Consider the following 24943-nt stretch of genomic DNA (forward strand, 5'->3'; position numbering starts at 1 on the left):
TCTCTTTAATCTTCAAAAATTTGAATGGTTGGAAACACTTTTGTCATTAAGTCTCCCTCGTTGTTTTTCGTATTTTCCGTTTTTTGTTCCTTTTTCAGTTCCACGACAACCGGCTCCGGCAAATCATGGCTGGCCATGCGTTCCCGAAACTGCCGGACGACGCGCTCGTATTGCGCTTTGGGAACCGCGAACAGTTTTTTCGGTGTTCCAAGAAGGCCTTCGAAATAATCCAGGAAACCGATGTTGAATTCCATTTCGTTCAGCTCATCCGCTTCGAGCGGATGCTGGGTTTCCACGAGCACATAATTGGAGCCACTGGCGACCAGCTGGCTATTTTTAAGCAAACTGATACTGCGAATCCATCTCAAATCTGTCATTAGCTGATCTTGAATATTGAATTTCATCGCGTCTTTTTGGCGCTCCGATTTCGTCGCGCCAACGAGTAAACCAAGCACATATTCGTCTTCAAACCGAATGCGCTCGGACTGAAAATTAGCATTTTTTGTGTCAATAATTGTTTCACGTGAAACATCAGAAATGGGAATAGGATGTGAAAAGCCCTGTTTTTGGGGGATTTTCACTGTTTTTTGGCCGATTTCTGACTGTTCAGATGGCTCATTCTTCGAAAAATCGTACTTTTTCACCTCTGAAACCGGAATGTTTTCAGAATTCGAAGCCGAAGCATCTGAATACGAATTTGACAGAAACTGCAAAAACGCGCCCTCGATATAATCCAAAATCCGACTGGCATATGAAAACTTGCTGTAGGTGTCCATCAACAAATTCATCAAAGCGATCCGTCCGCTCAAGGGAATGTTTTTCATCGACTCATGGACGACTTCCTTCGTGCTCTCGTCCACAAGCGTCGAATTCGCCGAGTACTCCAAAATCACGCTGTCTTTCAATAAGCGAATCGCGTCCGCCGTGAATCGTTTCAAATCGAAACCGTCCTCGTCAATGCCATGGAGAAACTCAATCACATCTTCCACTTTGCGCTCGCTTAAATCCATCAACAGCCGCCCAATGTCCTGCTTCGTGACGACACCATATACCTCCCGCACGTCGTCCAGCTCGATATGCTTGTCGCAATACGCCACGCATTGATCCAAAATCGACAGCGAGTCGCGCATGCCGCCATCGCTCAATTCCGCAATGAGCGACAAAGCCGGCAGCGAGGCGTCGATGCCTTCCTCCTGGCAAACCGTCGTCAAACGGGAAACGATGTCCTTGATCGCGACTTTGGAAAAATCGAAACGCTGACAGCGGGAAATGATGGTTGGAATCACTTTGTTTGGCTCCGTCGTCGCAAAAATGAAAATCACATGTTCCGGAGGCTCCTCGATCGTTTTGAGCAACGCGTTGAACGCGCCGGTCGTCATCATATGCACCTCGTCAATAATATAGACTTTGTATTTGCCTTCCATCGGCGCGTATTTCACCCGCTCGATCAAGTTCCGAACCTCGTCCACGCCATTGTTGCTGGCGGCGTCGATTTCTATAATATCCGGATGGGAATTGGACAGCGCCATCTTGCAGTTGGGACATTGATTGCATGGCGCGTTTTGAGGATCGGTGCAGTTGAGCATGCGCGCGAAAATCTTCGCGATCGAAGTCTTTCCCGTTCCCCGCGGTCCGCAAAACAAATACGCGTGCGAGATCCGGTTGTGCAGCACGGCGTTTTTCAACGTTTGAATGATTTGCCGTTGGCCAACGACTTCCTCGAAATTCGATGGCCGGTATTTGCGATAAAGCGCCTGATACGCCATACGTCATCGCTCCTTTCCGATATACTTTCCCATTATAGCATGAGAAGCCGCCGCTGTTGGACATCGGATTTCGAATTGCTTCCCGAAACGGAACCCGATACAATGAAAGAGAGAAAGGAGAAAGACGATGAAAGGGATCATCTTTGATATGGACGGCCTGATGATTGACTCGGAAAGAGTCACCTACGAAGGCTATGTGGAACTTTGTGAAAAGCTCGGAAAGACATTGACCGTCGATATGTATGTCCAATGCCTCGGAAAGCCGGTCCCGCAAATTTGGGATGTGTTTTACAAAGGGTTTGGCAGCGACTTCCCGGCACCGGAAATCATGAAGGCGAACCACGACCGGATGGCCGCCCAGTTCGAACAAGAAGGCGTACCCGTCAAACCCGGGTTGCGCCCGCTTCTCGACTATTTAAAAGCGCAGGGATATAAAACGTGCGTGGCGACCAGCAGCACGCGGGAGCGCGTCGACAAAATTTTAGCCAAAGCGGATTTAGCCAACGCGTTTGACGAGACGATTTGCGGCGATGAAGTGGAAAGAGGAAAGCCGGATCCGGAAATCTTTTTGAAAGCGTGCCAAAAGCTCCAGCTTCCACCGGAAGCGTGTCTAGTTTTGGAAGACAGCGAAATGGGAATTCTAGCCGCCAGCCGGGCCGGCATCCGGGTGGTCTGCGTTCCGGATATGAAATACCCGGAACCGGAATACGCCAAAAAAACGTGGAAAATCGTGGAACGACTTGATCAAGTCATTCCGCTTTTACGCGAATCGGAGCAATCATAGGAAAAGGAGCGCCTCAATCCGATGGCGCTCCTTGTTTTTTTTGTTCTTTTCGCAATTTCCGTTTTTTTCTGAAAAAATCCGACAGCAAAGCCGAACACTCCGGCTGCAAAATTCCTCCTTCATAGGAAGGGTAGTGATTGAAACCGGGAACGGCGAATAAATTCGTACACGATCCCACGCAGCCTCCTTTGGGATCGTACGCCCCAAAGACGACCCGGCGAATACGGGACTGGATGATGGCTCCCGCGCACATCGGACATGGTTCAAGCGTCACATACAAATCGCAGTCGTCCAGCCGCCAGGAACCAAGTTTCCGGCACGCTTTTTCAATAGCGATGATTTCCGCATGCGCGATGGAACGTTGCTTTGTTTCGCGTCGGTTCGATCCTCTCGCGATGATTTGGTTGTCTTTGACGATCACGCAGCCAATCGGCACCTCGTCGTATTTCAGCGCTTTCTTCGCTTCCACAATGGCTTTCTTCATCCAGTATTGCTCGTCCATTTCTGCTTCCTCGACTTTTCCATAAAAAAAACTACTACACATACGGGAGCTTCCTTAAGGCTGCTTCATTCCTGACCTGACCTGATTCGTAAGATCGTATTGTAGTAGCTCATTCATAATAGCAAACTTCCAAATTCCTGTCAATTCAAAACAGAAAGGTTTGGATTAGCGAACCGGAACGAGTTTTTCTTTCATTCCCATATACGGCCGCAGCACCTCCGGAATGCGAACCGATCCATCCGCCTCCAGATTGTTTTCCAGGAAGGCGATCAGCATTCTGGGCGGCGCCACGCACGTGTTGTTGAGCGTGTGGGCGAAATACTTCTTGCCGTTCTCGTCCTTGACCCGGATTTTCAGTCGGCGCGCCTGCGCGTCTGTCAAATTGGAACAGCTTCCCACTTCAAAGTATTTTTGCTGTCGAGGGGACCATGCTTCGACGTCGACCGATTTGCATTTGAGATCCGCCAAATCGCCCGAGCAGCATTCCAGCGTTCGGACCGGCACATCCATCGAGCGGAAAAACTCTACCGTGTTCATATACATCTTCTTGAACCAGTCCATGGAATCTTCCGGTTTGCAGACGACGATCATTTCCTGCTTCTCAAACTGGTGGATCCGGTACACGCCCCGCTCTTCGATTCCGTGGGCGCCCTTTTCCTTCCGGAAACAAGGCGAGTACGAAGTGTACGTGTATGGAAGGTCTTTTTCGTCGAGAATCGTGTCAATGAATTTTCCAATCATCGAATGCTCGCTCGTTCCAATTAAATACAGATCCTCGCTGTCGATCTTATACATCATGCCTTCCATTTCCGCAAACGACATGACGCCGGTCACGACATTGGAGCGAATCATGTAAGGCGGGATGACGTACGTGAATCCCTTGTCGATCATGAAGTCGCGCGCGTAAGACAAAATAGCCGAATGCAGTCTGGCGATATCGCCCATTAAATAATAAAAGCCGTTTCCCGCCACTTTGCGGGCGCTGTCCAAGTCGATTCCATGAAACGACTCCATAATCTCGGTATGGTAAGGAATCTCGAAATCCGGAACAAACGGTTCGCCAAAGCGCTCCAGCTCCACGTTTTCCGAATCGTCTTTTCCAATCGGAACGCTGGCGTCGATCATATTCGGAATTTGCATCATCTTTTCCTGCACCGCAGCCCGCAGCGCGTCTTCTTTATTCGAAAGCGCGTTCAAATCCTCGGCAATCGCGGCCACCTTTTGTTTGGTTTGCTCGGCTTCCTCTTTTTTTCCTTGTCCCATCAGTTTTCCGATTTCTTTGGAAATCGACTTGCGCTGACTGCGCAGATCGTCCGCCTGCCGCTGCGTTTGCCGTAAATCCAGATCGTCCTGGATCACTTCATCCACGAGATGCAGCTTATGATCCTGGAATTTCTTTTTCATATTCTCTTTCACAAGATCTGGGTTCTCTCGAACAAATTTGATATCTAGCATGTTCTCCTCCTATAAAAAAGAGACCTTCAAAAAGGACGAAGGTCTCGTGGTGCCACCTTTTTTCTTTTCACGTGAAACATTTTCCGGAAAAGTCTTCCACAAAATAACGGTGTGGGCCGAAACCGGATACTGGATTCCCCGGTTCACTCGAAGGGGCTCGACACGCGGATCCAAGGGACATTCGCACCACCCATGTCCTCTCTGCGCTCTTTGCCGCGTATACTGTCCTTCTCGATGTTTTCGGTTTTAATATATCATATTTGTCTTTGATTTCAACTCCGGTTTTTTATTCCGTCAAGTTTTCTTCAAAGACATTCATTTCCTGCTCGTCGTTGGATTCCACATCCAGCCGCTCAACCATGCCTTCGCCGTCTTTGACAATGTCGATCTCTTCGACTTCTTCCTCGTCGCCATTCACCAGCGTCACCTTCGTCACTTTCGCCCCGTCGTTCAAACTAATGAGCTTCAGTCCCTGGGTGTTGCGGCCATAGACGCCGATATCGGCTAACCGCAAACGAATCATGATGCCTGTGCTCGACACGATCAACGCGTCCTCGTCGCCTTTGACCGCCTGAAGCGAAACCAGGCTGCCGGTCTTCTCCGTAATGTGGAGCGCTCGGACGCCTTTTTTGCCACGCGACGTCAAACGGAAATCGTCGAACTGGCTGCGTTTGCCATATCCGTTTTCCGATACGACAAGAACCGTGTCGCCTTCATGGGAGAGGGCCACGCCAATCACCGTTCCGCCATCCGTGTTGAATCCTTGCACGCCCGACGCGGTTCGTCCCATCATCCGGATTTCCTTTTCGTCGAAGCGTACCGCTTTGCCGTTGTCGCCCGCGATGATGACTTCGTCATCGCCTCGTGTCGCTTTCACATACCGCAGCTCGTCGCCTTCGCGCAGCGTGATCGAGATCTTGCCGTTTTTATTGATGTTGTCGAACTCCGACACCGGCGTGCGTTTCGCCAATCCGTTTTTCGTGACAAACAACAACGACTCGACGCCTTCCTTGTCTTCCGGGATCGGCAGCAGCGTCTGCACTTTTTCATCCGGCAGCAGCTCGATAATATTGACGATTGGCAATCCTTTCGCCGTGCGGGAAGCGTTTGGAATGTTGTAGCCCTTCAAACGATACACCCGTCCTTTGTTCGTAAACAGCAAAATGTGGTTATGCGTCGTCATCGCCACCATCGTATCCACCGAATCCTCTTCGTTGAGCGTCACGGATTTGATTCCGCGTCCGCCGCGGTTTTGGGCGTGGTACGTATCGACCGGCTGCCTTTTAATATAGCCTGACTCCGTCAATGTGATAATGATATCCTCGCGAGGAATCAAATCCTCGTCCTCCATGTCGACATAGGAATCGGCGATCTCGGTTCGCCGCTCGTCGCCAAACCGGTTGACCATTTCGTCCAAATCGTCGCGAATGATTTGAAGAACCCGGGAATGGTTGGCTAAAATGTCTTTCAAGTCGGCAATCGTTTTCAAAAGAGCCTGGTACTCGTTTTCGATTTTTTCCCGTTCCAATCCCGACAGCCGCCGCAGCTGCATCGCCAAAATGGCTTTCGCCTGCACCGGCGAGAATCCGAACGCCGCGCACAGATCAGCGTTCAATCCGTTTTCATCTTTATGGGAGGAGCGAATCATATGAATGACTTCATCCAAATGATCCAGCGCGATCCGCAATCCTTCCAAAATATGCGCCCGTTCTTCCGCTTTACGCAATTCATATCTCGTTTTTCGGATAATCACATCCGTTTGATGATCAATGTAGTCGACGATGATTTCCTTCAGCGTCAGCTGTTTTGGCTTTCCGTGCTCCAAGGCGAGCATGTTGATGCCAAACGAGCTTTGAAGCGGCGTCAATCGGAACAGCTGATTCAAAATCACATCTTCCTGCGCGTCTTTTTTCAGCTCCATGACGATGCGCACGCCTTCGCGGTTGCTTTCGTCGTTCAAATACGTGACGCCTTGCAGCGCCTTATCCCGAATGAGAGCCGCCATCTTCGTCATCAAGTTGGCTTTGTTGATGGCGTAAGGAATTTCATAAAAGATGATTCGCTTACGGCCCTGGCTCAATTCCTCGACCCGGTACTTCGAACGAATCGAGATGGAACCTCTTCCTGTTTCATATGCCTGGCGGATTCCCTTGCGGCCCAAAATAATGCCGCCCGTCGGAAAATCCGGTCCTTTAATGTGTTCCATGAGCTCGGGCACCGTGATATCCGGATCGTCCATGACCGCCTTGATGCCATCCACCGTTTCATTCAAATTGTGCGGCGGAATGTTGGTCGCCATACCAACCGCGATCCCGACCGCCCCGTTGAGCAGCAAGTTCGGAATGCGGCTAGGCAAAACGACTGGCTCCTCGCCTTCCGAGTCGTACGTCGGCGTGAAGTCGACCGTTTCCTTGTTGATGTCGGCCACCATCTCCATCGAGATCTTCGACATCCGCGCCTCGGTATAACGCATCGCCGCCGCACCATCGCCATCCAGGGAGCCAAAGTTGCCGTGGCCGTCCACGAGCGGATACCGGTAGGAAAAGTCCTGCGCCATGCGCACCATCGCGTCGTATACGGCCGTATCGCCATGCGGATGGTACTTGCCGATGACATCGCCGACGATCCGGGCGCTTTTTTTGTGCGCCACCGTGGCCGTCATATTCAAACTGTTCATCGCATACAAAATCCGGCGGTGAACCGGTTTCAAACCGTCCCGCACATCCGGCAGCGCGCGCTGCACGATGACCGACATCGAATAGTCGAGAAACGACTCCTTCATTTCTTTCGAGATCTCAACGTTTTCGACCTGGTCGTGCTGAGACTCTAATATTTCGAATTCTTCCATGTTTTCATGTTCTGGCATGCCGGACCTCCTAGTAATCTAATGTTGCGTATGTCGCGTTCGTTTGAATGAAATCGCGTCTTGGCTCGACGTCTTCTCCCATCAACATGTCGAACACCGCGTCGGCCTCCATCGCGTCCTCAACTGTGACCCGCTTCAGGATCCGGTGCTTTGGATCCATCGTCGTTTCCCACAGCTGTTCCGCGTCCATCTCGCCAAGACCTTTGTAGCGCTGCACTTTGTAGCCTTCTTTAAATTCGGCGCGCAGCGTATCCATTTCCTGTTCCTTGTAGGCGTAGGCGATCTTTTTTCCTTTTTGCACTTTGTACAGCGGCGGCTGGGCGATGTACACATAGCCCCCGTCGATAACCGGCTTCATGAACCGGTACAGGAACGTGAGCATCAGCGTGCAAATGTGCGAGCCATCGACATCGGCATCGGTCATGATGACGATTTTGTGGTAGCGCAGCTTGGACACGTCCACTTCGTCCTGAATGCCGCATCCAAACGCCGTGATCATGCTGCGGATTTCCGCGTTTTCAAAAATACGGTTCGGCCGCGCCTTTTGCACGTTCAAAATCTTTCCTCGCAGCGGCAGGATGGCTTGCGTTTTCGCGTCGCGTCCCTGCTTAGCCGAACCACCGGCGGAATTTCCCTCGACGATGTAAATCTCGCACTCGCTCGCGTCTTTGCTCGAGCAGTCCGTCAATTTACCCGGCAGCGAGGAAATCCCGTCCAGCGCCGACTTGCGCCGCGTTAGCTCGCGGGCTTTTTTCGCCGCAATGCGCGCCTTGGAGGCGACCATCGCTTTTTCAACAATCGACTTGGCGATTGTCGGATTTTCCAAAAAGAAGCGCTGCATCTTCTCGCCCACGATGTTGGAAACGATTTTTCGAACTTCCGAATTGCCAAGCTTCGTTTTCGTCTGTCCTTCGTATTGCGGATCCGGATGCTTGATGGAAATGATCGCCACCAGCCCTTCCTTCACGTCGTCTTGCGAAAGCGTTTCGTCTTTCTTCAGCAAATTGTTGTCTTTTCCGTATTTGTTGATGACACGCGTCAGCGCCAGCCGGAAACCGTCTTCGTGAAAACCGCCTTCGTGCGTGTTGATGTTGTTGCAAAAAGAGTAAATGTTGGACTGGTACCCCTCGTTGTACTGGAGCGCCACTTCCGCGAAAATGTTGTCCTGCAGGCCGTCCACGTAAATGACCCGGTCCGAAATCGTCTGTTTTCCTTTGTTAAGATATTCCACGTACTCGATGATTCCGCCCTCGTAGTGGTAGTCGCTTTGACGCGCTTCTTCCGGATCGCGCTCGTCCTTCAACGTCAGACGGATATCCCGGTTCAAAAAAGCGAGCTGACGAAGTCTTGTGTTCAAAATATCGTAGTCGTACTCTGTCGTTTCCTTAAAAATGCGCGGATCGGCTTTGAACCGGACGAGCGAGCCGGTTTGAGTCGTCTCGCCAATGACTTTCAATGGCTCGACCGTATGCCCGCCATCCTCGAAGCGGATAAAGTACACTTTTCCATCCTGGAAAACGGTGACTTCCATCCATTCGCTCAACGCGTTGACGACGCTGGCGCCCACGCCATGCAAACCGCCCGACACCTTGTACGCGCCGCCGCCGAATTTACCGCCCGCGTGCAGGACGGTCATAATCGTTTCCACCGCGCTGATGCCTGTCTTTTCGTGAATGCCTACCGGCATGCCTCGACCGTTGTCGCGCACCGCGATGACGTTGCCCGCTTCGATGACGACGTCGATTTGGTTCGCGAAGCCCGCAAGCGCCTCGTCGATGCCGTTGTCCACGATTTCCCAGACGAGATGATGCAAGCCGCGAGAACTTGTCGAGCCAATGTACATCCCGGGACGAAGCCGAACCGCTTCGAGTCCCTCGAGCACCTGAATGTCGTCGGCGGTGTAGGAATGGTCGACAAACGTCGCTTCGTTTTCCATCTCCTCAAATTTTAAAAATTCTTCGTTTTTATGTTCACTCATGCAAGTCCTCCTTTATCTTCCCGTTCTCAATCTCGTAAAATTTCACCGGCCGCTCGAACCACGATTTCGGGATTGGCTCGGCGCTGGTGATAAATATTTGCATCGTTTCCGGCAGCATCGCGATCAGCTTGCGGCGTCGGCTTTCATCCAGCTCGCTGAACACGTCGTCCAGCAAAAGAATCGGATACTGGCCGCCTTTTTCATAGACGATTTGCGCCAGACCGAGCTTGAGCGCGAGCAGCACGCTGCGCTTTTGTCCCTGGCTGGCCGCCTCCACCAGCGGCACTCCGTCCAGCAAAAAGACGAAGTCGTCCTTATGCACGCCGATTTGCGTGTTCTTGTATTGAAGATCGCGTTCCAGCGTCTTCTCGTAGCAGGCGCGCATCGCCTGCTGCAAATCGTCTTCCTCGATGGACACAAACGTTTCGTAACGCGCCTCCATCCGTTCCTGCCCGTCGCTAAAAAAAGGATACAAAGTTCTTACTTTTTCCATCAGCTCGTCAAGAAAGCGATGACGCTGGGAAATGATGATTTTTTGATCCTGAATCATCTGTCGCGTATACACATCCAGCAGGGAACGGTCGACGTATGGCTGCTTCAGCGCCTGGTTTCTTTCTTTGAGCAGCTTCTGATAGTGCGACAAAGTCGCCGTATACGACTTTGACAGTTTGATCAGCTCCATGTCGATAAACTTGCGCCGCGCCGCCGGCGCGTCCGAAAACAGCGTCATATCGTCCGGACAAAACAAAATCGCGTTCACCATGCCGACAAACGAAGAATACTTCGCGACCGGATCGTTGAATCGAAACAGTTGTTTTTTTGAATCCGAAACCGCGACTTTCAGCTCCTCGATCCGACCTTTGGATTCCACGTCGGCTTCGATCACAAAAGACGCTTCGCCATGCTTGACAAGATGCGCCAGCTTGTTCGTTCGAAACGAGCGCAGCAGCGACAAAAAATAAATGCCTTCGACGATGTTCGTCTTGCCTTGCGCGTTTTTCCCTTGCAGCACGTGAATCGTATTTTCGTCAAAAGAAAAAGAAGCCTTGTCATAATTTCGAAAATGATAGAACTTCAATTTCCTGATATTCATTCGACTTCGATCCTGACTCCGTTGGTTTCCACTACGTCGCCGGGACGTATTTTGCGTCCCCGCCTTTGATCCTTCTCGCCATTAACAAGAACTTCGACAGAATTTAAATATCCTTTCGCTTCGCCGCCGCTTTGAATAAGATCGCCTTTCTTCAAAAGCTGGCCTAACGTGATGTAGTCCGTATGTATTTTCAATTTCATAAATGAATAGCTCCTATCGTTCCTAATTATAGCATAAATTTATTGATTTTACCATATAATTCCGGTATACACAAGAAAAAAAGAAGTATCTTCACAATACTTCTAATCAAAGCTACGAACCGGGACAACGATCATCAAAACGGACTGGTCCTCCGGGTTCGTTAAGCGAAACGGCTTGAGCACACCTGTAAAGTCGATTTCCACCCGTTCACCATTCAACGCCTTGATCGCGTCCAGCATATAGGTTCCGTTGCATGTGATTGTCAGATCCTCGCCATTGTAAATCGCCGACATCAAGATCTCGTTGGAATCGCCAATCTCGCTCGAGCGCGTCTTCAAATGCACTTCCTTGGCGGCGCATTCCAGCCGAATCAAATGGACTTTGTCCTTGCGGATAAAGTTTGTTCGATCAATCGCCCGCGCCAGCTCCGTCGAATCCGACTGGTAAAAGCTGATAAATTCTTTCGGAATGATCCGTTCGACATCCGGAAAGGCGCCATCCAGCAAATTGGTTTGATACAACGTGTCGTCGAAAACGAATTGCACTTTTTTATTGTCGACAAAAATGTCAACATCGTTTTCTTCCCCTTCCAGCGACTTCACGACATCGCCAAGCGATTTTTGGGAAATCGTGATATTGAAGTCCATCGGCTGCTCTAATTGTACAATTTTTCGAGCCAGCCGATACGTGTCGGTTGCGGAACAAAACAACTGCGTGTCGATGGCTTTGAAATTGATCCCGGTCAGCACCGGCCGGCTGTCTTTATCCGAGCAGGCGAACGCGGTTTGTGTCACGATCGTACGCAGCTGGTTTTTCGAAAGCTTGAATTCGGTTTTTGGCTGGTAAAAATCAAGTTCCGGATACGCGTTGCTTTCGATACCGTTTAAATGGAACACACCCTGCTTGTTCGAAATGCGCAGCAACGTCGTATCCATCAATTCAAATTCAATGGTATCAAAATCCATTTTTCGAACGATTTCCTGCAAATATTTGGATTCGACAATAATCGAACCGGTTTGCTCGATGTGCAAATGGTTGATTTCATCCGGATAAATCGTGGATTGGATACTAATGGTCGAATCGCTGCCGGTTAATTGAATTTTGTCTTTCATGACTTCGATCCAGATCCCGGACAAAGCGGGAAGTGGTGAGTACATGGAAATCGCCCGCGACACGATCGTGAGCTTGTCGGAGAGGTATTTTCGATTGATTGTGAATTTCATAAAGACTCCTTTTTTGATGTGTGTTTTTCTTTTATTTATATAAAGTAACAACAATAAGGGCGTGGATAACTGGGGAAAACTTCGTTTCGCGCGATAACGACGCCGAAATTGTTAGATTTTCGCTGTTGAAAGACTGTGGAAAAATGGGGAAAACTACATGAGCTTCTCTTTTATTTTGTCGACGGCCATTCGAAACGCGTTGTCTTTTTTCATGAGCTCGCACGCGCGGTTGTACGACGACTGAATGGTTGTATGGTCGCGGTTTCCCAGGTCTTTTCCAATTTGCATATACGGTTTATGCAGCATTTCCCGTGATAAATACACGCAAATGTGCCGGGCGTTCATAATTTGTTTGAGTCTTGACTTCCCTTCCAGATCCGCGTACGACAAGCCGTAAAACTGTGAAACGGCTTTTTTTATTTCCCGGATCGTCAGCTCGCTTCGTTTTTCGATCACGGGTTCTTTTCCCAAATGCTCCATCGCGAATTTCATGTCGATGATATCGGGATTGAACAGTGTGGACTGGAAAATGAGCTGGTTGAGGCTGCCTTCCAAATTGCGGACGTCGTTGGAAAACGTGAGCGCCAAATAGTCCAGCACGTCGTCGCTAATGATGTCCTCCCTTCCTTCCAGCTTTTTTTTCAGGATGGCTTTGCTCGTTTCGAAGCCCGGTTTGGAAATATTGATCGCCAGACCGGAGGAGAATCGGGAAACGAGCCGGTTTTGCAGGCCGCTAAGCTCTCTTGGATGGATGTCGGACGTAATGATGATTTGCGAGTTTTTTTGGATCAGCTGATTATAAACCGTAAAAAAAACTTCCTGACTTGAAGTGTGCTGAAGGTTCTGAATATCGTCAATCAGAAAATAGTCACAGTCAAGAAGCTGTTCTTTGACCCGGTCGACCGTGTTTCCATGGATGCTTTTGGCTTTCATGGCGTCGATAAGCAAAGTGACAAAGTCACCACTATACATATAGATGACTTTTGCTTCGGGGCGTTCGGCGGACAAGTAGTTGCCGACGGCGTGGAGAAGATGCGTCTTTCCCAGACCGGAGTTTCCATAAAGCATGAGCGGGTTGAATGCGGGAAAAGAAATTTGATTGCAGGCCGCAAAGCACGCCGCGTAGGCTTCCTGATTGCTGTTTCCTTCGATAAAATTTTCGAACGTGTACGTCGGATTGAACTTGTTTTCCAGAAGCGTGTTCGTTCGTTGCTGCACGATGACTTCCGGCATCATTTGTTCCATTTCCTTGTATTCGATTAAATGGATCCGGACTGGCGAAGACCATTCCTCGCTTAGCGTCGATTCGAAAATCGCCAGCTGCCGTTCCATGATGGCTTTGGTGATCGAAGATCGGTATGCGATGTACGCGATGTCGTTTTCAATTTTAAATAATGTCGTTTTATAGATCCACGCCTGAAAATCCTGGTCGTTGAAATAGTGCGAACTATGGATCTTTTTTAGGACATTTTCCCACATCCGGTCAAAATTCGCGGGCATACGATCCCTCCTTTTAGGTTTTCATTATACATGAAAGGGGAAAAACGGGCAATCAAATCTTGAGTTTTCCACAATATCCCCAATGTAGAATGTGGATAAACTTTTCCTTATTGGGAGTATTGGGGAAAACTGGCGAAAAAGAGTGGGGAAAACTTTGGTTGTCCCCAATGGAAAAATGAGAAAAAACGGATAGGTAAAACGTAAAAGTGATTTTCCCCAGTTTTCCCCATCCCCAAAATCCCCGAGCGGTTTTTAAGGGGGATAAAAGGGGAAAACCTGTGGAAATTATCCCCTTTTATCCCCGCACGTGGAAAAACAAGAAAAAGTTATCCCCTCTTTTGTGGGAAAAACCGAGGGTTTTCCGCTCTTTTCCTTTTATATTTATTGGTGGAATCGGAAAAAACATGTGTTGACGGGGTGTAGGGGATTTGCTATAATGAGTCAGCAATCTTATTTGAAAATTAATAGAAGACTGAGGGGTGTGAATGACATGAAAAGAACATATCAGCCAAGTAAGAGAAAACACAAAACAGTTCATGGTTTCCGTGCTCGTATGGCTACCGTCGGTGGTCGTAAAGTTCTAGCTCGCAGAAGAGCAAAAGGTAGAAAGGTATTATCCGCATAGAAATCACCAGTTTAGGTGATTTTTTTGTCTGGATAAAGATGTATGAAAAAGAAGTGCAGAGTTTGTAAAAACTACGAGTTTTCTTCGATTATCCAGAAAAGGAAATATATCAAGTCTAGTGCGTTTGTTTTTTATTATCAACCGAAGAAAGAAGAACACGCGCGTGTCGGGATCAGTGTCGGAAAAAAACTCGGAAACGCTGTCGCGCGCAACAAGGTAAAGCGGCAGATCCGCGGAATGATCGACGCGCTATATACGTTTGATGAAGCGTATGACACGATCCTGATCGTTCGTCCGGTTTATCAAAAACAAACGTTCGAGCAAAACTTCAAAGAACTTGAAACAAGCAAGAGAAAGCTTGACCGAAGACGACAAGGAAAGGAACAAAGATGACTCATTTTTTACAAAGCAAGTTTAAGATTTTCATGCTTTGCGCATTTGTCCTGCTTGGTTTGACCGGCTGTTCCAATCCGCGAGGAACGGATGGAAAAACAAAAGTCGATCAAATCATCGCCAGCGAGCAAATGGTCGTTGAAAAAGGCCGGATCAACGTGTCGGATATCAGCGACGAGGCATTGAAAAAGAAATATGAAAAGCTTGGTGACAAGGATACGATCACAATCGAGCCGACTTCATTTAGCGAAGCGTTATCCGCGAGCTGGTTCGACGGATTGATCGTATGGCCGATTGCGCAGCTAATCAACGTGTTTGCATCGTGGACGGATGCGGGAATCGGAATTATTTTAGCGACGTTGCTCATTCAGATTCTCGTCTTCGCGTTTACGTACAAATCCCAGCTTTCGATGCAGCGGATGCAGGAGGCGCAGCCGGAAATCGAGCGCCTTCAAAGCAAATACAAAGGAAAAGACGACGAGCGTTCCCGCATGATGATGGCGCAGGAAATGCAGAAAGTGTACACGAAATACGATATCCATCCATTTGGATCCATTTTGGTCACCTTCATTCAGCTGCCAATCATGATGGGCGTGTACTACGCGACGATGCGGGCGGCCGCGGTCGTGTACGGAACCTTCTTTGGCATGCCGCTGTCGGAAACGCCAATCGCGGCGTTCACGAGCTTTGGTTCGGGCGACGTGCAATGGGGACCAATGATCGTTTATGTTTTGATGATCATATTCCAAATCATTTCTTTGCAGCTGCCAAAATGGCTGAAGAAATACGATGACAAGAAAAACAATGTAAAACAAAAGAAGTATTTGAAACAGGAAAACGGAATGGCCAACACGATGAATACGACGATGTATTTCTCGACCGCTTTGATCGCGGTGATGTATTTAAGCTGGCCAATCGCCATGTCGTTTTACTGGCTCGTATCGTCGGTGATTCGTTCGATTCAGTCCCTGTTCCTTCATTTTGTGATTATGGACAAAGATAAAACAAAGAAAAAGTAGGTGAGAAATCATGGAGTTTGAAAAATTTACCGGAAAAACACTTGAAGAGGCGCTGAAAAAAGCGGCGCAGGCCAAAGAGGTAACTGTGGAGGAATTGACCTACACGGTTCTCGAAGAAAAGGCTGGATTTCTAGGTATCGGAAAAACCGTGGAAATCGAAGTGTATTGTGATAAAGACATTCAACAATTTATTCATGATTATATCCAGACTTACTTTGACAACGCGCAGCTGGATGGCGAAACGGAAGTCAAAAAAGACGGCGACGATTTTTACCGCGTCATGGTGAACACTAACAATAACGCGATCCTGATCGGAAAAAACGGAAAGTCGCTGCAAGCTTTCAACCGGCTTGTAAAAGCCGCCGCGAGCGCCGCGTTTAAAAGAAGAGTTCGCTTGCTCATTGATGTCAACGGATATAAAAAAGATCGGTATGAGAAGATTTGCCGTATGGCGATTCGGGTGGCCAAAGATGTCCGCCGGACGAAAGTCGATGCCGAACTGGATCCGATGCCGGCCGATGAACGCAAAGCGATCCACAATTCTTTAGCGAAGATGGCCGATATCTCCACCCGTTCGGAAGGAGAGGGTGTCAATCGCCATTTGTGTATCTTGTATACACCAGGAAAAGAAATCGAATAAGCGGGAATTGGACATTCCCGTTTTTTTGTTAGGAGGAGAAAGACGATGAAAATTATAGCAGGATTGGGAAATCCAGGATTAAAATATGAAAATACGCGCCATAACGCCGGATTTATGACGATGGATAAAATCGCAAGGGAGCTTGGTGAAACGTGGAACCAGGAAAAGTTTTCATCCCAGTGGATCAAGACGAAAGTCCATGGAGAAGACGTGGTTTTGTTAAAGCCGCTCACGTATATGAATGAAAGCGGCATCGCCTTGCGGCAATGTCTTGATTTTTACAAAGCAGCGCCAGAAGACGTACTCGTCTTATATGACGATGTCGATTTGCCGGTAGGAAAGATCCGCCTGCGTCAAAAAGGAAGCGCCGGTGGTCACAACGGGATCAAAAGCGTGATTCAATGCATTTTTACGCAGGAGTTCGACCGCATCCGGATTGGCGTAGGAAAAGATCCTCGCATTCCGATGATCAACTGGGTGCTTGGGAAATTCCGTCCCGCGGAAAAAGAAGACATCGAAGCGGCGACGGATTTGGCCGCGCAGGCCGCAATTTATGCGATCGACCATCCGTACAGCGACACCATGAACCATTTTAATAAGAAGTAGGGAATTCATATGATTGATCCAATTTTAAAAAAACTGGAAACCAATCCGGTGACGCAAGCCATTTTGCGCAAAGAAAACCGGATCGGGCATTTGTATCCAATGGAGGAGGCGCTGCTTTTGACAGCGGCGTTCCAGGTGGACCGGAAAACGCGCATCATCGTCAAGCGAAACCGGTACGAAGCCAATCAGCTTTATGAACGGATTGCCGCGATGGAAGAAGATTGTCTGCTGTTCACGATGGAAGAATCGCTGCGCGTCCAGGCAATCGCCGCTTCGCCCGAAGACCGGGAAGCGGCGCTCGGCACGTTGACGCAGCTTGTTAAAAATCCAAAACCGCGGTTGATCGTCTGCAATACGGCGGGCTTTTTGCGTTTCCTCCCTTCCTATGAATTGATGAAAGAAAACATCCTCACGTTCCATGTCGGACAGGAACTGGAAATGGCGGCTCTGAAAAAAAAGCTGAACCGGATTGGCTACGGCAAGGTCAACTATGTCGACCGGCCCTGCACTTTCGCGGCCCGGGGCGGCATTGTGGACGTGTATCCGCTCGGGTACGAGCATCCGGTACGCATTGAGTTTTTCGATACCGAAATCGACTCGATTCGTTTGATCAATGAAACGACCCAGCGCACGATTGCCTCCCAAACCGAATGCACGATTGGACCAGCCACTGATATTTTATTCCAGGACGAGCAAATTGAGGAAATCAAAGCGCTTGTCAGCCAAAAGCTCGAAAAGGAAGCAGGCGCTCTTTCGGACGAGGAAGCGGAACGGCTCAACGATCATATCGAAGCGGATTTGCGGGCGCTGGAAACGTTTGAACCCGAGGCGAGGCTGTATTTGTATTTTAGTTACGTACATAGCGACAGTTTGCTTGACTACGTGGATGGCGAAGTCATTTTATCGAGTCAGGAGCAAGTGGAACGAGCCGCGAAAAAACTCAACGAGGACAACATCGCCTTCTTGCAGGAAATGATTCAGGACCGGAAGGCGCTGAGCCGGTATATCATGTTTCATGATTTATACGCGATGGAAAAAAAGAGGCCTTTTCTCATGTTCCACGAATTTCAGGATTTGCATGATCCGCTTGTTTCGAAAATTTATCCTCTGGACCAAGTCAAAGAGCCTCTGTCCCAGTTTTTTGAAACCCATCATCCGGATGCGCAGTTCGCGTTGAACGAAGAAGAACGCAAAAAAGTCGAAAGCTTGAGTCCTTTTCCGCTCCGATTTGTTCCTGATTGTTTTTATGAAGGATTTTCATATGAAAACCACGAAGTGTTTACAAGCAAAGAACTGTTTGAACAGGAGCCTAAACATCAGCGGTACCAAAAAACGTTCAAGGAAGGGCAGATTTTGGAAAATGTGCTGGAGCTGGAAAAAAACGACTATGTTGTGCATGGCCAATACGGCATTGGGCAGTATTTAGGAATCGTGACGCGTGAAACGAACGGAAAAGCGGCGGATTATTTGCATATTTTATACCGGGGCGGCGACGAGCTGTTTGTGCCTCTTTCGCAGTTTCAGCTTGTCCGAAAATACATTTCCAAAGAAGGGGCGGGCGTCAAGCTTTCCCAGCTTGGAAGCAGCCAGTGGCAAAAGACGAAAGAGCGTGTCAACGCCAAAATCGAAGAAATCGCGTCCCGGCTCATTGAGTTGTATGCGCATCGAAACGAGGAAATCGGCTACGCCTATCCAAAAGACGACGCGCTGCAGACGCAGTTTGACGAGGCGTTCGAATACGAGCCGACACTTGACCAAACAAGAGCGGTGCATGAAATCAAAATGGAAATGGAAAAACCGAAGCCCATGGATCACTTGCTTTGCGGCGACGTTGGCTTTGGCAAGACGGAAGTGGCGATGCGATGCGCCTTCAAGGCCATCGCGAGCGGCAAGCAAGTCGTGTTTTTGTGCCCGACGACCATTTTGTCGATGCAGCACTATAAGACGCTACAAGAACGGTTCGAATCGACCGGGGCGAACATCGCGCTCGTCAACCGGTTCGTTCCCGCCAGTCAAATCAAGCAAATCAAGGAAGGATTGAAAAACGGGACGATTGACCTGGTTGTCGGCACCCATAAACTGCTAAGCAAGTCGTTCGAATACAAAGATCTAGGTTTTTTAATCATTGACGAGGAACAGCGGTTTGGCGTGGAGCACAAGGAAAAAATCAAGGAAATGAAAGACACGATTGACGTTCTTTCTTTGTCGGCGACGCCAATTCCGAGAACGCTACAAATGTCCTTGATTGGCGTTCGAACGATTTCGCAACTGAACACGCCGCCCGCGCACCGGCACCCGATTCAAACGTATGTGATTGAAAAGCGGGGCAGTGCGGTAGAGGAAATGATCGAACGGGAACTCGCGCGGGGCGGCCAGGTGTTTTATTTATACAATCGCGTGGCCAATATTTACGCGGTGGCCAAAAAGCTTCAAAAGAAATTCCCGGATGTGCCAATCGCGGTCGCGCATGGAAAGATGTCCAGAGAAGACATCGAGTCGACCATGTACGACTTCTCGAGCGGTAAATATAAAATTCTCGTCTGCACGACGATCATTGAAACCGGATTGGATATCGCCAACGCCAACACGATCATTATCGACCAGGCGGATCATTTCGGCTTGTCGCAGCTGTACCAGATCCGCGGTCGCGTCGGCCGCCGGGATAAAATCGGGTATTGCTACTTGATGGTCGATCCGCATAAAGAGCTAACCGAGCAAGCGCATAAGCGGTTGCAATCCATCAAGGAGTTCACGGAGCTTGGATCGGGATACAAGATCGCGATGCGGGATTTGACGATTCGCGGCGCGGGCGACATGCTGGGACCGCAGCAAGCCGGCTTCATCGACCAGGTCGGTTTGGATATGTATCTGGAACTGTTGTCGAACGCAATCGCTCGAAAACAAGGAAAACTCGTGGAACAAAAACCTGAAAAGAGCGCGCAGATTCATGTGAATGGGTATATTCCGTCCCAGTTTACCGAAAACGATGGCGACAAGCTCGACTTGTATCAGGAAATCAAAGCGGCAAAAAGCCTGCAGGCGCTTCATGATTACGAATTGCGCATCATCGACTTGTTTGGAAAAATGCCAAAAGAAGTCAAGCAGCTGTTCAAACAGCGCCAGCTGGATTTGTTCGTCAACGAGGAAGGCGTCGATTCCATGCGGGAAACGACCACGCACGTCGTGATCAAGATGACGCCAGAATGGTCGAGCCGCGTCGACGGGGCGAAGCTGTTCACGGCCATGAGCGCGCTGTCGAAAAAAATCTCGTTGAAGCTGAAAGACCGGCGCATTGAAATCACATTGGAGAAGAAATCGAAATACTTGGATTTGCTGCTGAAAGTCATCGACTTGCTCACGCAAGCCAGCAAAACCATGATGAGAAAGGAAAACGAATGAGACTGGATAAATATTTAAAAACGGCCCGGATTTTAAAACGGCGCGAAGCGGCTAAAGAGCTCGCTTTGCAAGGCCGGGTACACGTCAACGGAAAAGCGGCGAAGCCATCCCAGGAAGTAAAAGAGGGCGACTTGCTGCGACTGGAGTTTGGCGCCCGGATTCTGGAAATCCGGATTCTGGAAATCAAAAAACAAGTGTCGAAGCAAAACGCTTCGCTGCTGTTTGAAGTAGTAAAAGAAGAACGAATAGAAGAAAAAGATTAAGAATCGTTCTTAATTTAAGAGAAAAAATATCGGATTTTGGTGTTTTTATTCCGAAAAAGGAGGGAAAAGGCGATGAAACTCAATCAAAAATGCGAAGAACGGAAAGTTTTGCGCGATCCAATCCATGGGTACATTCATATTGAATATCAGCTTCTTTGGGAGCTGCTGCAAACCCGGGAGTTTCAGCGCCTGCGCCGCATCCATCAGCTGGGTGGCAATTACTATGTGTATCATACGGCCGAGCATTCCCGATTCGCCCATTCGCTGGGTGTGTATGAAATTGTGAACCGGATGGTTCACGAAGTCGAAGATATGCGAAACGGGTTGAGCGAGCGGGAAAAGATCATTGCGATGAGCGCCGCTTTGCTGCACGATTTAGGGCATGGACCTTTTTCCCATTTTTACGAGTCGCTCACCAAAAAGCGGCACGAGGAAGTAAGCGTGGATGTGATTTTGGATCCGCATTCCCAAATTCATCAAGTTCTGACTTCGTATGAATTGGATCTGCCGCTTGAGATCGTGGCCATTCTTCGCCACCAGCATCCGGTGTTCGTGCTCAATCAAATCATTTCCTCGCAGCTGGACGCGGATCGAATGGATTATTTGCTGCGGGACGCGTATGAAACCGGCACGAGCTATGGAACGTTTGATTTGGAGCGGATCTTGCGCACGCTGCGGGTTTGCGACCACCGGCTATGCATTAAAGAAAGCGGGATCCATTCGGTGGAGGATTACATCATGGCGCGTTACCACATGTACTGGCAGGTGTATTTGCATCCGGACGCGAAAGCGTTCGAATTGCTGATTTCGAAGTTTTACCAGCGGTACGCGCAAATCAAGCACACGCTGCCGGCTTCTTCGCTGACGCTGCTCGATGCGCCGTATGATTTGAATTCTTTTATGAAACTGGATGAGTGCCGGCTGTTCTCCTTGTTCCAGGATGGATTGGAAAGCGAGGATCCTTATTTGCGGGATATCGCGTCCCGCATTTTGGAGCGGCGTCTTTTTGACTGGATCGAGGATCCTTCCGCACGGCAAGTGGAAACGATTCGTTCCGAAATTGAAAAACGGGGACTTCCTTTGGATTTGTACTACCACGAGGAGTTCTCCCATTCAAGTATGTATTTGCCGTATCGGGAAAAAGACGAGGAAGAGGCTATTGGTGTTTTAAGCGCCAGCGGCCGCGTTGAAAAGCTTTCGGAAAAAAGCGAAATCGTGAAGGCGCTGATGAAAATGGAAACCCATACGAGACGAAGGGTGTATTTTGTCAAGAAAAAAGCGAGATTCGACACGTTTTAAGCGGGTTTTGTTTGAAAAAAAATCCAATCATGATACTATACATTCGCTATGACACCATTTATAGTTTTAAAAGATCTTACGAACGATGAAGTCGTGTACGAAGGAGAGGGAACGATCCGGACGCAAGGGGGTCTTCAAGTCATCGAATTCGGGGGAAAGGATGGAGCGTTTCGGTATAGCTTTGATGACCGGCATTGTGAAATCACGAGCCGTCAGGAAGTCACCGTTCACCTGAATGTCGGATTGGATCCGGTTTCCCATGGATGGATCGACACTCCGTATGGACGCATCGACGTAGAAACATTCACAAAGAAATATGAAATTCAGAACAATGTCGTGGAAGTGGCGTACACGTTGTCGCTGCATGGAAACGAGCAGTTGTTTCATTTCAAATTGGAGATCCAGGAAAAGGAGTAAGGAATATGCAGTCAATAGATTCTCAATTAAAAAAAGCGATCCAGAAAGCTGTCCAGGACGCGTTTGACGTGACGCTGGACGAGCAGCAAATCGGAATCGAAATTCCGAAAAATAAAGAACATGGCGATTTTTCGAGCAATGTCGCGATGCAAATGACAAGGACGCTGCGGAAAAACCCGCGTTTGATCGCGCAGGAAATCGTGGATCATTTTCCGAAAGAGGCGGCGGGCATTGAAGAAATCGAAATCGCCGGACCTGGATTTTTGAATTTGACATTGAAAAAGGACTCGTTCGCGAAAGTGGTTGAGGACATTTTGCGTCAGCAAGCCGGCTATGGTACCCAACCAGCCAATGGAATCAAAGTGGATTTGGAATTCGTCAGCGCAAACCCGACCGGATCGCTTCACTTAGGCCATGCCCGCGGCGCGGCCTGGGGCGATTCGTGCGCGCGCATTATGACAAAAGCCGGTTACGACGTGACCCGGGAATATTATGTGAACGACGCGGGCAACCAGATCGCCAATTTGGCCCAGTCGTTGTACGCCCGTTACGCGCAAGCGCTCGGTTTCGAAAAGGAAATCGGCAAGGATGGCTATTTAGGCAAGGATATCGAAGACAAAGGAAAAGAGCTGGCGGAAACGTACGGAACAGCGTATTTGGAGGAAACGCCGGAAAATCTTGATTTCTTCCGCAAGGAAGGCATCCGTTTCGAACTGGATAAAATTAAAAAGGATTTGGACGCCTACCGGGTTGGCTTCGACGTGTGGTCGAGCGAGCAGGCGCTACGCGATGAAGGCGCGGTTGAGGCGGTGCTCGAAAAACTGGCGGAAAAAGGATTTACATATGAAAAGGATGGCGCGCTGTGGTTTCGGACGACGGATTTCGGCGACGACAAAGACCGGGTGCTGCGCAAGCAGGATGGCTCGCTGACATATCTTGTTCCGGATATCGCGTACCACAATAATAAATACGAGCGGGGCTTCGACGAGCTGGTCGACTTCTTTGGCGCCGACCATCACGGGTATATTCCTCGTTTGAAAGCGAGTATGGAAGCGCTTGGCAACGATCCGGATCACTTGCATGTGGACATCATTCAGATGGTTCGGCTGGTCAGCGATGGCGAAGAGGTGAAAATGTCGAAACGGCTCGGCAACGCGACGACGATCAATGAGTTGTGCGAAAGCGTCGGCGTGGACGCGGCGCGGTATTTCTTTGTGCAAAGAGCGTTGGATTCCCATTTGGATTTCGATGTGGAGCTTGCGAAAAGAAAATCGAACGAAAATCCGGTATACTACGCCCAGTACGCCCATGCCCGCATGTGCTCGATCTTGAAACAGGCGCCGGAATGGACGAAGCCGGAAACGTTTGACCGGTTGACACATGAAAAGGAAATCGACTTGATGAAGACATTGCAGGAATACAATAAAGTCGTGTCGGAAACCGCAAGAACCCGTCAGGTTCATAAAATGTGCCACTACATCCAAAATCTGGCTTCGAAGTTCCACAGCTTCTACAACGCCTGCAAGGTAATCGACTCGAACGACAGCGAACTGACAAACCAGCGGCTGTCCTTGGTCAAGGCGACGCAAATCGTGCTAGCGGACGCGCTCGGTCTGATCGGGGTGCAGGCCGTGGAATCAATGTGATTGAAAAGGATTTGAAACAATAAAAGGAGAAATCAAATATGAGTAAATCTATGGTTGAGACAGCTTACCAAGTGCTGAAAACGCATCAGGAACCTATTCCTTTCGTGCAGCTTTGGACGGAAGTGAGCAAGGAGATGGGATTCACGCCCACGCAGGCGGAAGATAATATCGCGCAGTTATATACCGACCTTTCCATGGATGGACGTTTCCTGAATATGGCAGGAAACACATGGGATCTTCGGTCCCGTCACACATATTCGGAAAGCGTGACGGATACGTCGACGATCGCGATTGACGATAGCGACGAGGACGAGGAAGACATCGACGAAGAGTTGGATGCGGACGAGGAAAAAAAGCTGAATGAAGAGTAAAAATCTGCGTTATGCAGATTTTTTGCTTATTTTTGCTTATAATAGATGAAAAGGAGTTGTCCATGTTTAAAAGTATTCAATACGTATTAAAAGAAAATTTTTCCAACGTATTTCGAATTTACAGCATCGCCAAATACGAGCTGCTGGCGGATATGCGGGATTCCAAATTTGGAATCGTCTGGAATTTCCTGTCGCCAACGATCCAGGTCTTTACGTACTGGCTGATCTTTGGTGTCGCGTGGAACCGCAAACCAATCGAGGTGAATGGAATCGAGGTGCCATATTTGCTGTGGCTGATCGTAGGCTACGCGGCGTGGTGGTTCATCCAGCCTTGCATCACCCAGGGGTGTTCCGCGATCCATTCGAAAATCAATGTGATTACGAAAATGAAATTCCCGGTTTCGGTTTTGCCGGCGACGGTGGTATGCAAAGAGTTTTTCAACCACTTGTGCATGCTCGTCATCGCGTTCGCGGCGTTGCTGATCTTTGGTTATTTGCCTAGTTTGTATTGGCTGAATTTAGTGTATTACGCGTTTTGCGCGTTTGTGATCGTGGAAGCGATCGGTTTGATTCTCTCCGTCTTGACGATGTTATGGCGCGACGTGAAAAAGCTCGTCACTTCTCTGACGCGGATGCTGTTTTATTTCACACCGCTGATTTGGAACTGCCACTTTAACAGCAATGTGCCGTTCCATACCGTTTTGAACGCGATCATGAAGCTGAACCCGTTTTATTACATCGTCAACGGATATCGCGATTCGGTGTTTTATCAAAAAAACTTTTGGGACCATCCGGCGCTGACCGCTTACTTCTGGCTTTTCACGTTGGCGGCCTTCACGATTGGCTGTATGCTCATGTACAAGTTCAAAAAGAAATTCATTGATCTGATTTAGGAGG

The 24943-nt window shown here is 49.0% G+C and carries 22 protein-coding genes, 1 other RNA gene and 1 other annotated feature; of the genes, 13 read left to right on the forward strand and 10 right to left on the reverse strand.

Going from position 1 to position 24943, the window contains the following annotated elements:
* Window positions 1–5: 5 nt before the first annotated feature.
* Window positions 6–1766: a DNA polymerase III subunit gamma/tau gene (dnaX, locus tag E5336_RS06400; protein ID WP_135980281.1), complete on the reverse strand. Its 1761-nt coding sequence runs from the start codon at window positions 1764–1766 to the stop codon at window positions 6–8.
* 127 nt (window positions 1767–1893) lie between these two features.
* Between dnaX and E5336_RS06405 the strand changes: the two genes are divergently transcribed.
* Entirely contained in the window at window positions 1894–2550 is a 657-nt protein-coding gene (locus E5336_RS06405) for an HAD family hydrolase (protein WP_135980282.1), read from the forward strand.
* Between the two features lie 13 nt (window positions 2551–2563).
* Here the strand turns inward: E5336_RS06405 and tadA are convergent, their stop codons facing one another.
* The 9 genes from tadA to dnaA form a co-directional block, all read right to left on the reverse strand.
* Window positions 2564–3052, reverse strand: a complete 489-nt coding sequence (tadA, locus tag E5336_RS06410; RefSeq protein ID WP_135980283.1) for a tRNA adenosine(34) deaminase TadA — start codon at window positions 3050–3052, stop codon at window positions 2564–2566.
* Window positions 3053–3070: 18 nt separating this feature from the next.
* An RNA gene (gene ffs, locus E5336_RS06415) (signal recognition particle sRNA small type) lies at window positions 3071–3168 on the reverse strand.
* Window positions 3169–3217: 49 nt separating this feature from the next.
* Window positions 3218–4507 (reverse strand): serine--tRNA ligase, encoded by a 1290-nt coding sequence (gene serS, locus E5336_RS06420; RefSeq protein ID WP_135980284.1) that lies wholly within the window; start codon window positions 4505–4507, stop codon window positions 3218–3220.
* A gap of 28 nt (window positions 4508–4535) precedes the next feature.
* Window positions 4536–4751, reverse strand: a binding site (T-box leader).
* Window positions 4752–4793: 42 nt separating this feature from the next.
* Window positions 4794–7373, reverse strand: a complete 2580-nt coding sequence (gyrA, locus tag E5336_RS06425; RefSeq protein WP_277820807.1) for a DNA gyrase subunit A — start codon at window positions 7371–7373, stop codon at window positions 4794–4796.
* A gap of 10 nt (window positions 7374–7383) precedes the next feature.
* Window positions 7384–9309, reverse strand: coding sequence for a DNA topoisomerase (ATP-hydrolyzing) subunit B (gene gyrB, locus E5336_RS06430; protein WP_370278663.1), 1926 nt, complete (start codon window positions 9307–9309; stop codon window positions 7384–7386).
* A gap of 34 nt (window positions 9310–9343) precedes the next feature.
* On the reverse strand, window positions 9344–10444 hold the full coding sequence (gene recF / locus E5336_RS06435; RefSeq protein WP_135980286.1) for a DNA replication/repair protein RecF: 1101 nt from the start codon (window positions 10442–10444) through the stop codon (window positions 9344–9346).
* On the reverse strand, window positions 10441–10644 hold the full coding sequence (gene yaaA, locus E5336_RS06440) for a S4 domain-containing protein YaaA (protein WP_135980287.1): 204 nt from the start codon (window positions 10642–10644) through the stop codon (window positions 10441–10443). The genes recF and yaaA overlap by 4 nt, the downstream gene beginning before the upstream one ends.
* Window positions 10645–10746: 102 nt before the next feature.
* A complete protein-coding gene (gene dnaN / locus E5336_RS06445) occupies window positions 10747–11868 on the reverse strand; it encodes a DNA polymerase III subunit beta (RefSeq protein WP_135980288.1) in 1122 nt (373 codons plus the stop codon).
* A 153-nt stretch (window positions 11869–12021) separates the two neighbouring features.
* Window positions 12022–13368 carry a chromosomal replication initiator protein DnaA gene (dnaA, locus tag E5336_RS06450; RefSeq protein ID WP_277820808.1) on the reverse strand — a complete coding sequence of 449 codons (1347 nt, stop codon included), beginning with the start codon at window positions 13366–13368 and terminating at the stop codon, window positions 12022–12024.
* A gap of 490 nt (window positions 13369–13858) precedes the next feature.
* Between dnaA and rpmH the strand changes: the two genes are divergently transcribed.
* From rpmH to E5336_RS06510, 12 genes are all read left to right on the forward strand, one after another.
* Window positions 13859–13993: a 50S ribosomal protein L34 gene (gene rpmH / locus E5336_RS06455; RefSeq protein ID WP_016319755.1), complete on the forward strand. Its 135-nt coding sequence runs from the start codon at window positions 13859–13861 to the stop codon at window positions 13991–13993.
* Window positions 13994–14035: 42 nt separating this feature from the next.
* Window positions 14036–14386: a ribonuclease P protein component gene (rnpA, locus tag E5336_RS06460; RefSeq protein ID WP_135980289.1), complete on the forward strand. Its 351-nt coding sequence runs from the start codon at window positions 14036–14038 to the stop codon at window positions 14384–14386.
* The gene (locus tag E5336_RS06465) at window positions 14383–15405 is read left to right on the forward strand and encodes a YidC/Oxa1 family membrane protein insertase (protein ID WP_135980290.1); all 1023 of its coding nucleotides are present in this window, start codon (window positions 14383–14385) and stop codon (window positions 15403–15405) included. Before rnpA ends, E5336_RS06465 begins: the two co-directional genes overlap by 4 nt.
* A gap of 10 nt (window positions 15406–15415) precedes the next feature.
* Entirely contained in the window at window positions 15416–16045 is a 630-nt protein-coding gene (locus E5336_RS06470; RefSeq protein ID WP_135980291.1) for a R3H domain-containing nucleic acid-binding protein, read from the forward strand.
* 45 nt (window positions 16046–16090) lie between these two features.
* On the forward strand, window positions 16091–16651 hold the full coding sequence (pth, locus tag E5336_RS06475; RefSeq protein ID WP_135980292.1) for an aminoacyl-tRNA hydrolase: 561 nt from the start codon (window positions 16091–16093) through the stop codon (window positions 16649–16651).
* A gap of 9 nt (window positions 16652–16660) precedes the next feature.
* Window positions 16661–20050, forward strand: coding sequence for a transcription-repair coupling factor (gene mfd, locus E5336_RS06480; RefSeq protein WP_135980293.1), 3390 nt, complete (start codon window positions 16661–16663; stop codon window positions 20048–20050).
* Window positions 20047–20313: an RNA-binding S4 domain-containing protein gene (locus tag E5336_RS06485; RefSeq protein ID WP_135980294.1), complete on the forward strand. Its 267-nt coding sequence runs from the start codon at window positions 20047–20049 to the stop codon at window positions 20311–20313. The genes mfd and E5336_RS06485 overlap by 4 nt, the downstream gene beginning before the upstream one ends.
* Window positions 20314–20385: 72 nt before the next feature.
* Entirely contained in the window at window positions 20386–21612 is a 1227-nt protein-coding gene (locus E5336_RS06490; protein WP_135980295.1) for an HD domain-containing protein, read from the forward strand.
* Between the two features lie 48 nt (window positions 21613–21660).
* On the forward strand, window positions 21661–22029 hold the full coding sequence (locus tag E5336_RS06495) for a DUF1934 family protein (protein ID WP_135980296.1): 369 nt from the start codon (window positions 21661–21663) through the stop codon (window positions 22027–22029).
* 5 nt (window positions 22030–22034) lie between these two features.
* Window positions 22035–23675, forward strand: a complete 1641-nt coding sequence (gene argS, locus E5336_RS06500) for an arginine--tRNA ligase (protein WP_135980297.1) — start codon at window positions 22035–22037, stop codon at window positions 23673–23675.
* A 38-nt stretch (window positions 23676–23713) separates the two neighbouring features.
* The gene (gene rpoE, locus E5336_RS06505; protein ID WP_135980298.1) at window positions 23714–24046 is read left to right on the forward strand and encodes a DNA-directed RNA polymerase subunit delta; all 333 of its coding nucleotides are present in this window, start codon (window positions 23714–23716) and stop codon (window positions 24044–24046) included.
* 62 nt (window positions 24047–24108) lie between these two features.
* On the forward strand, window positions 24109–24939 hold the full coding sequence (locus tag E5336_RS06510) for an ABC transporter permease (RefSeq protein ID WP_135980299.1): 831 nt from the start codon (window positions 24109–24111) through the stop codon (window positions 24937–24939).
* Window positions 24940–24943: the final 4 nt, after the last annotated feature.

Source organism: Dubosiella muris (assembly GCF_004793885.1).
GTDB lineage: Bacteria > Bacillota_I > Bacilli_A > Erysipelotrichales > Erysipelotrichaceae > Dubosiella > Dubosiella muris.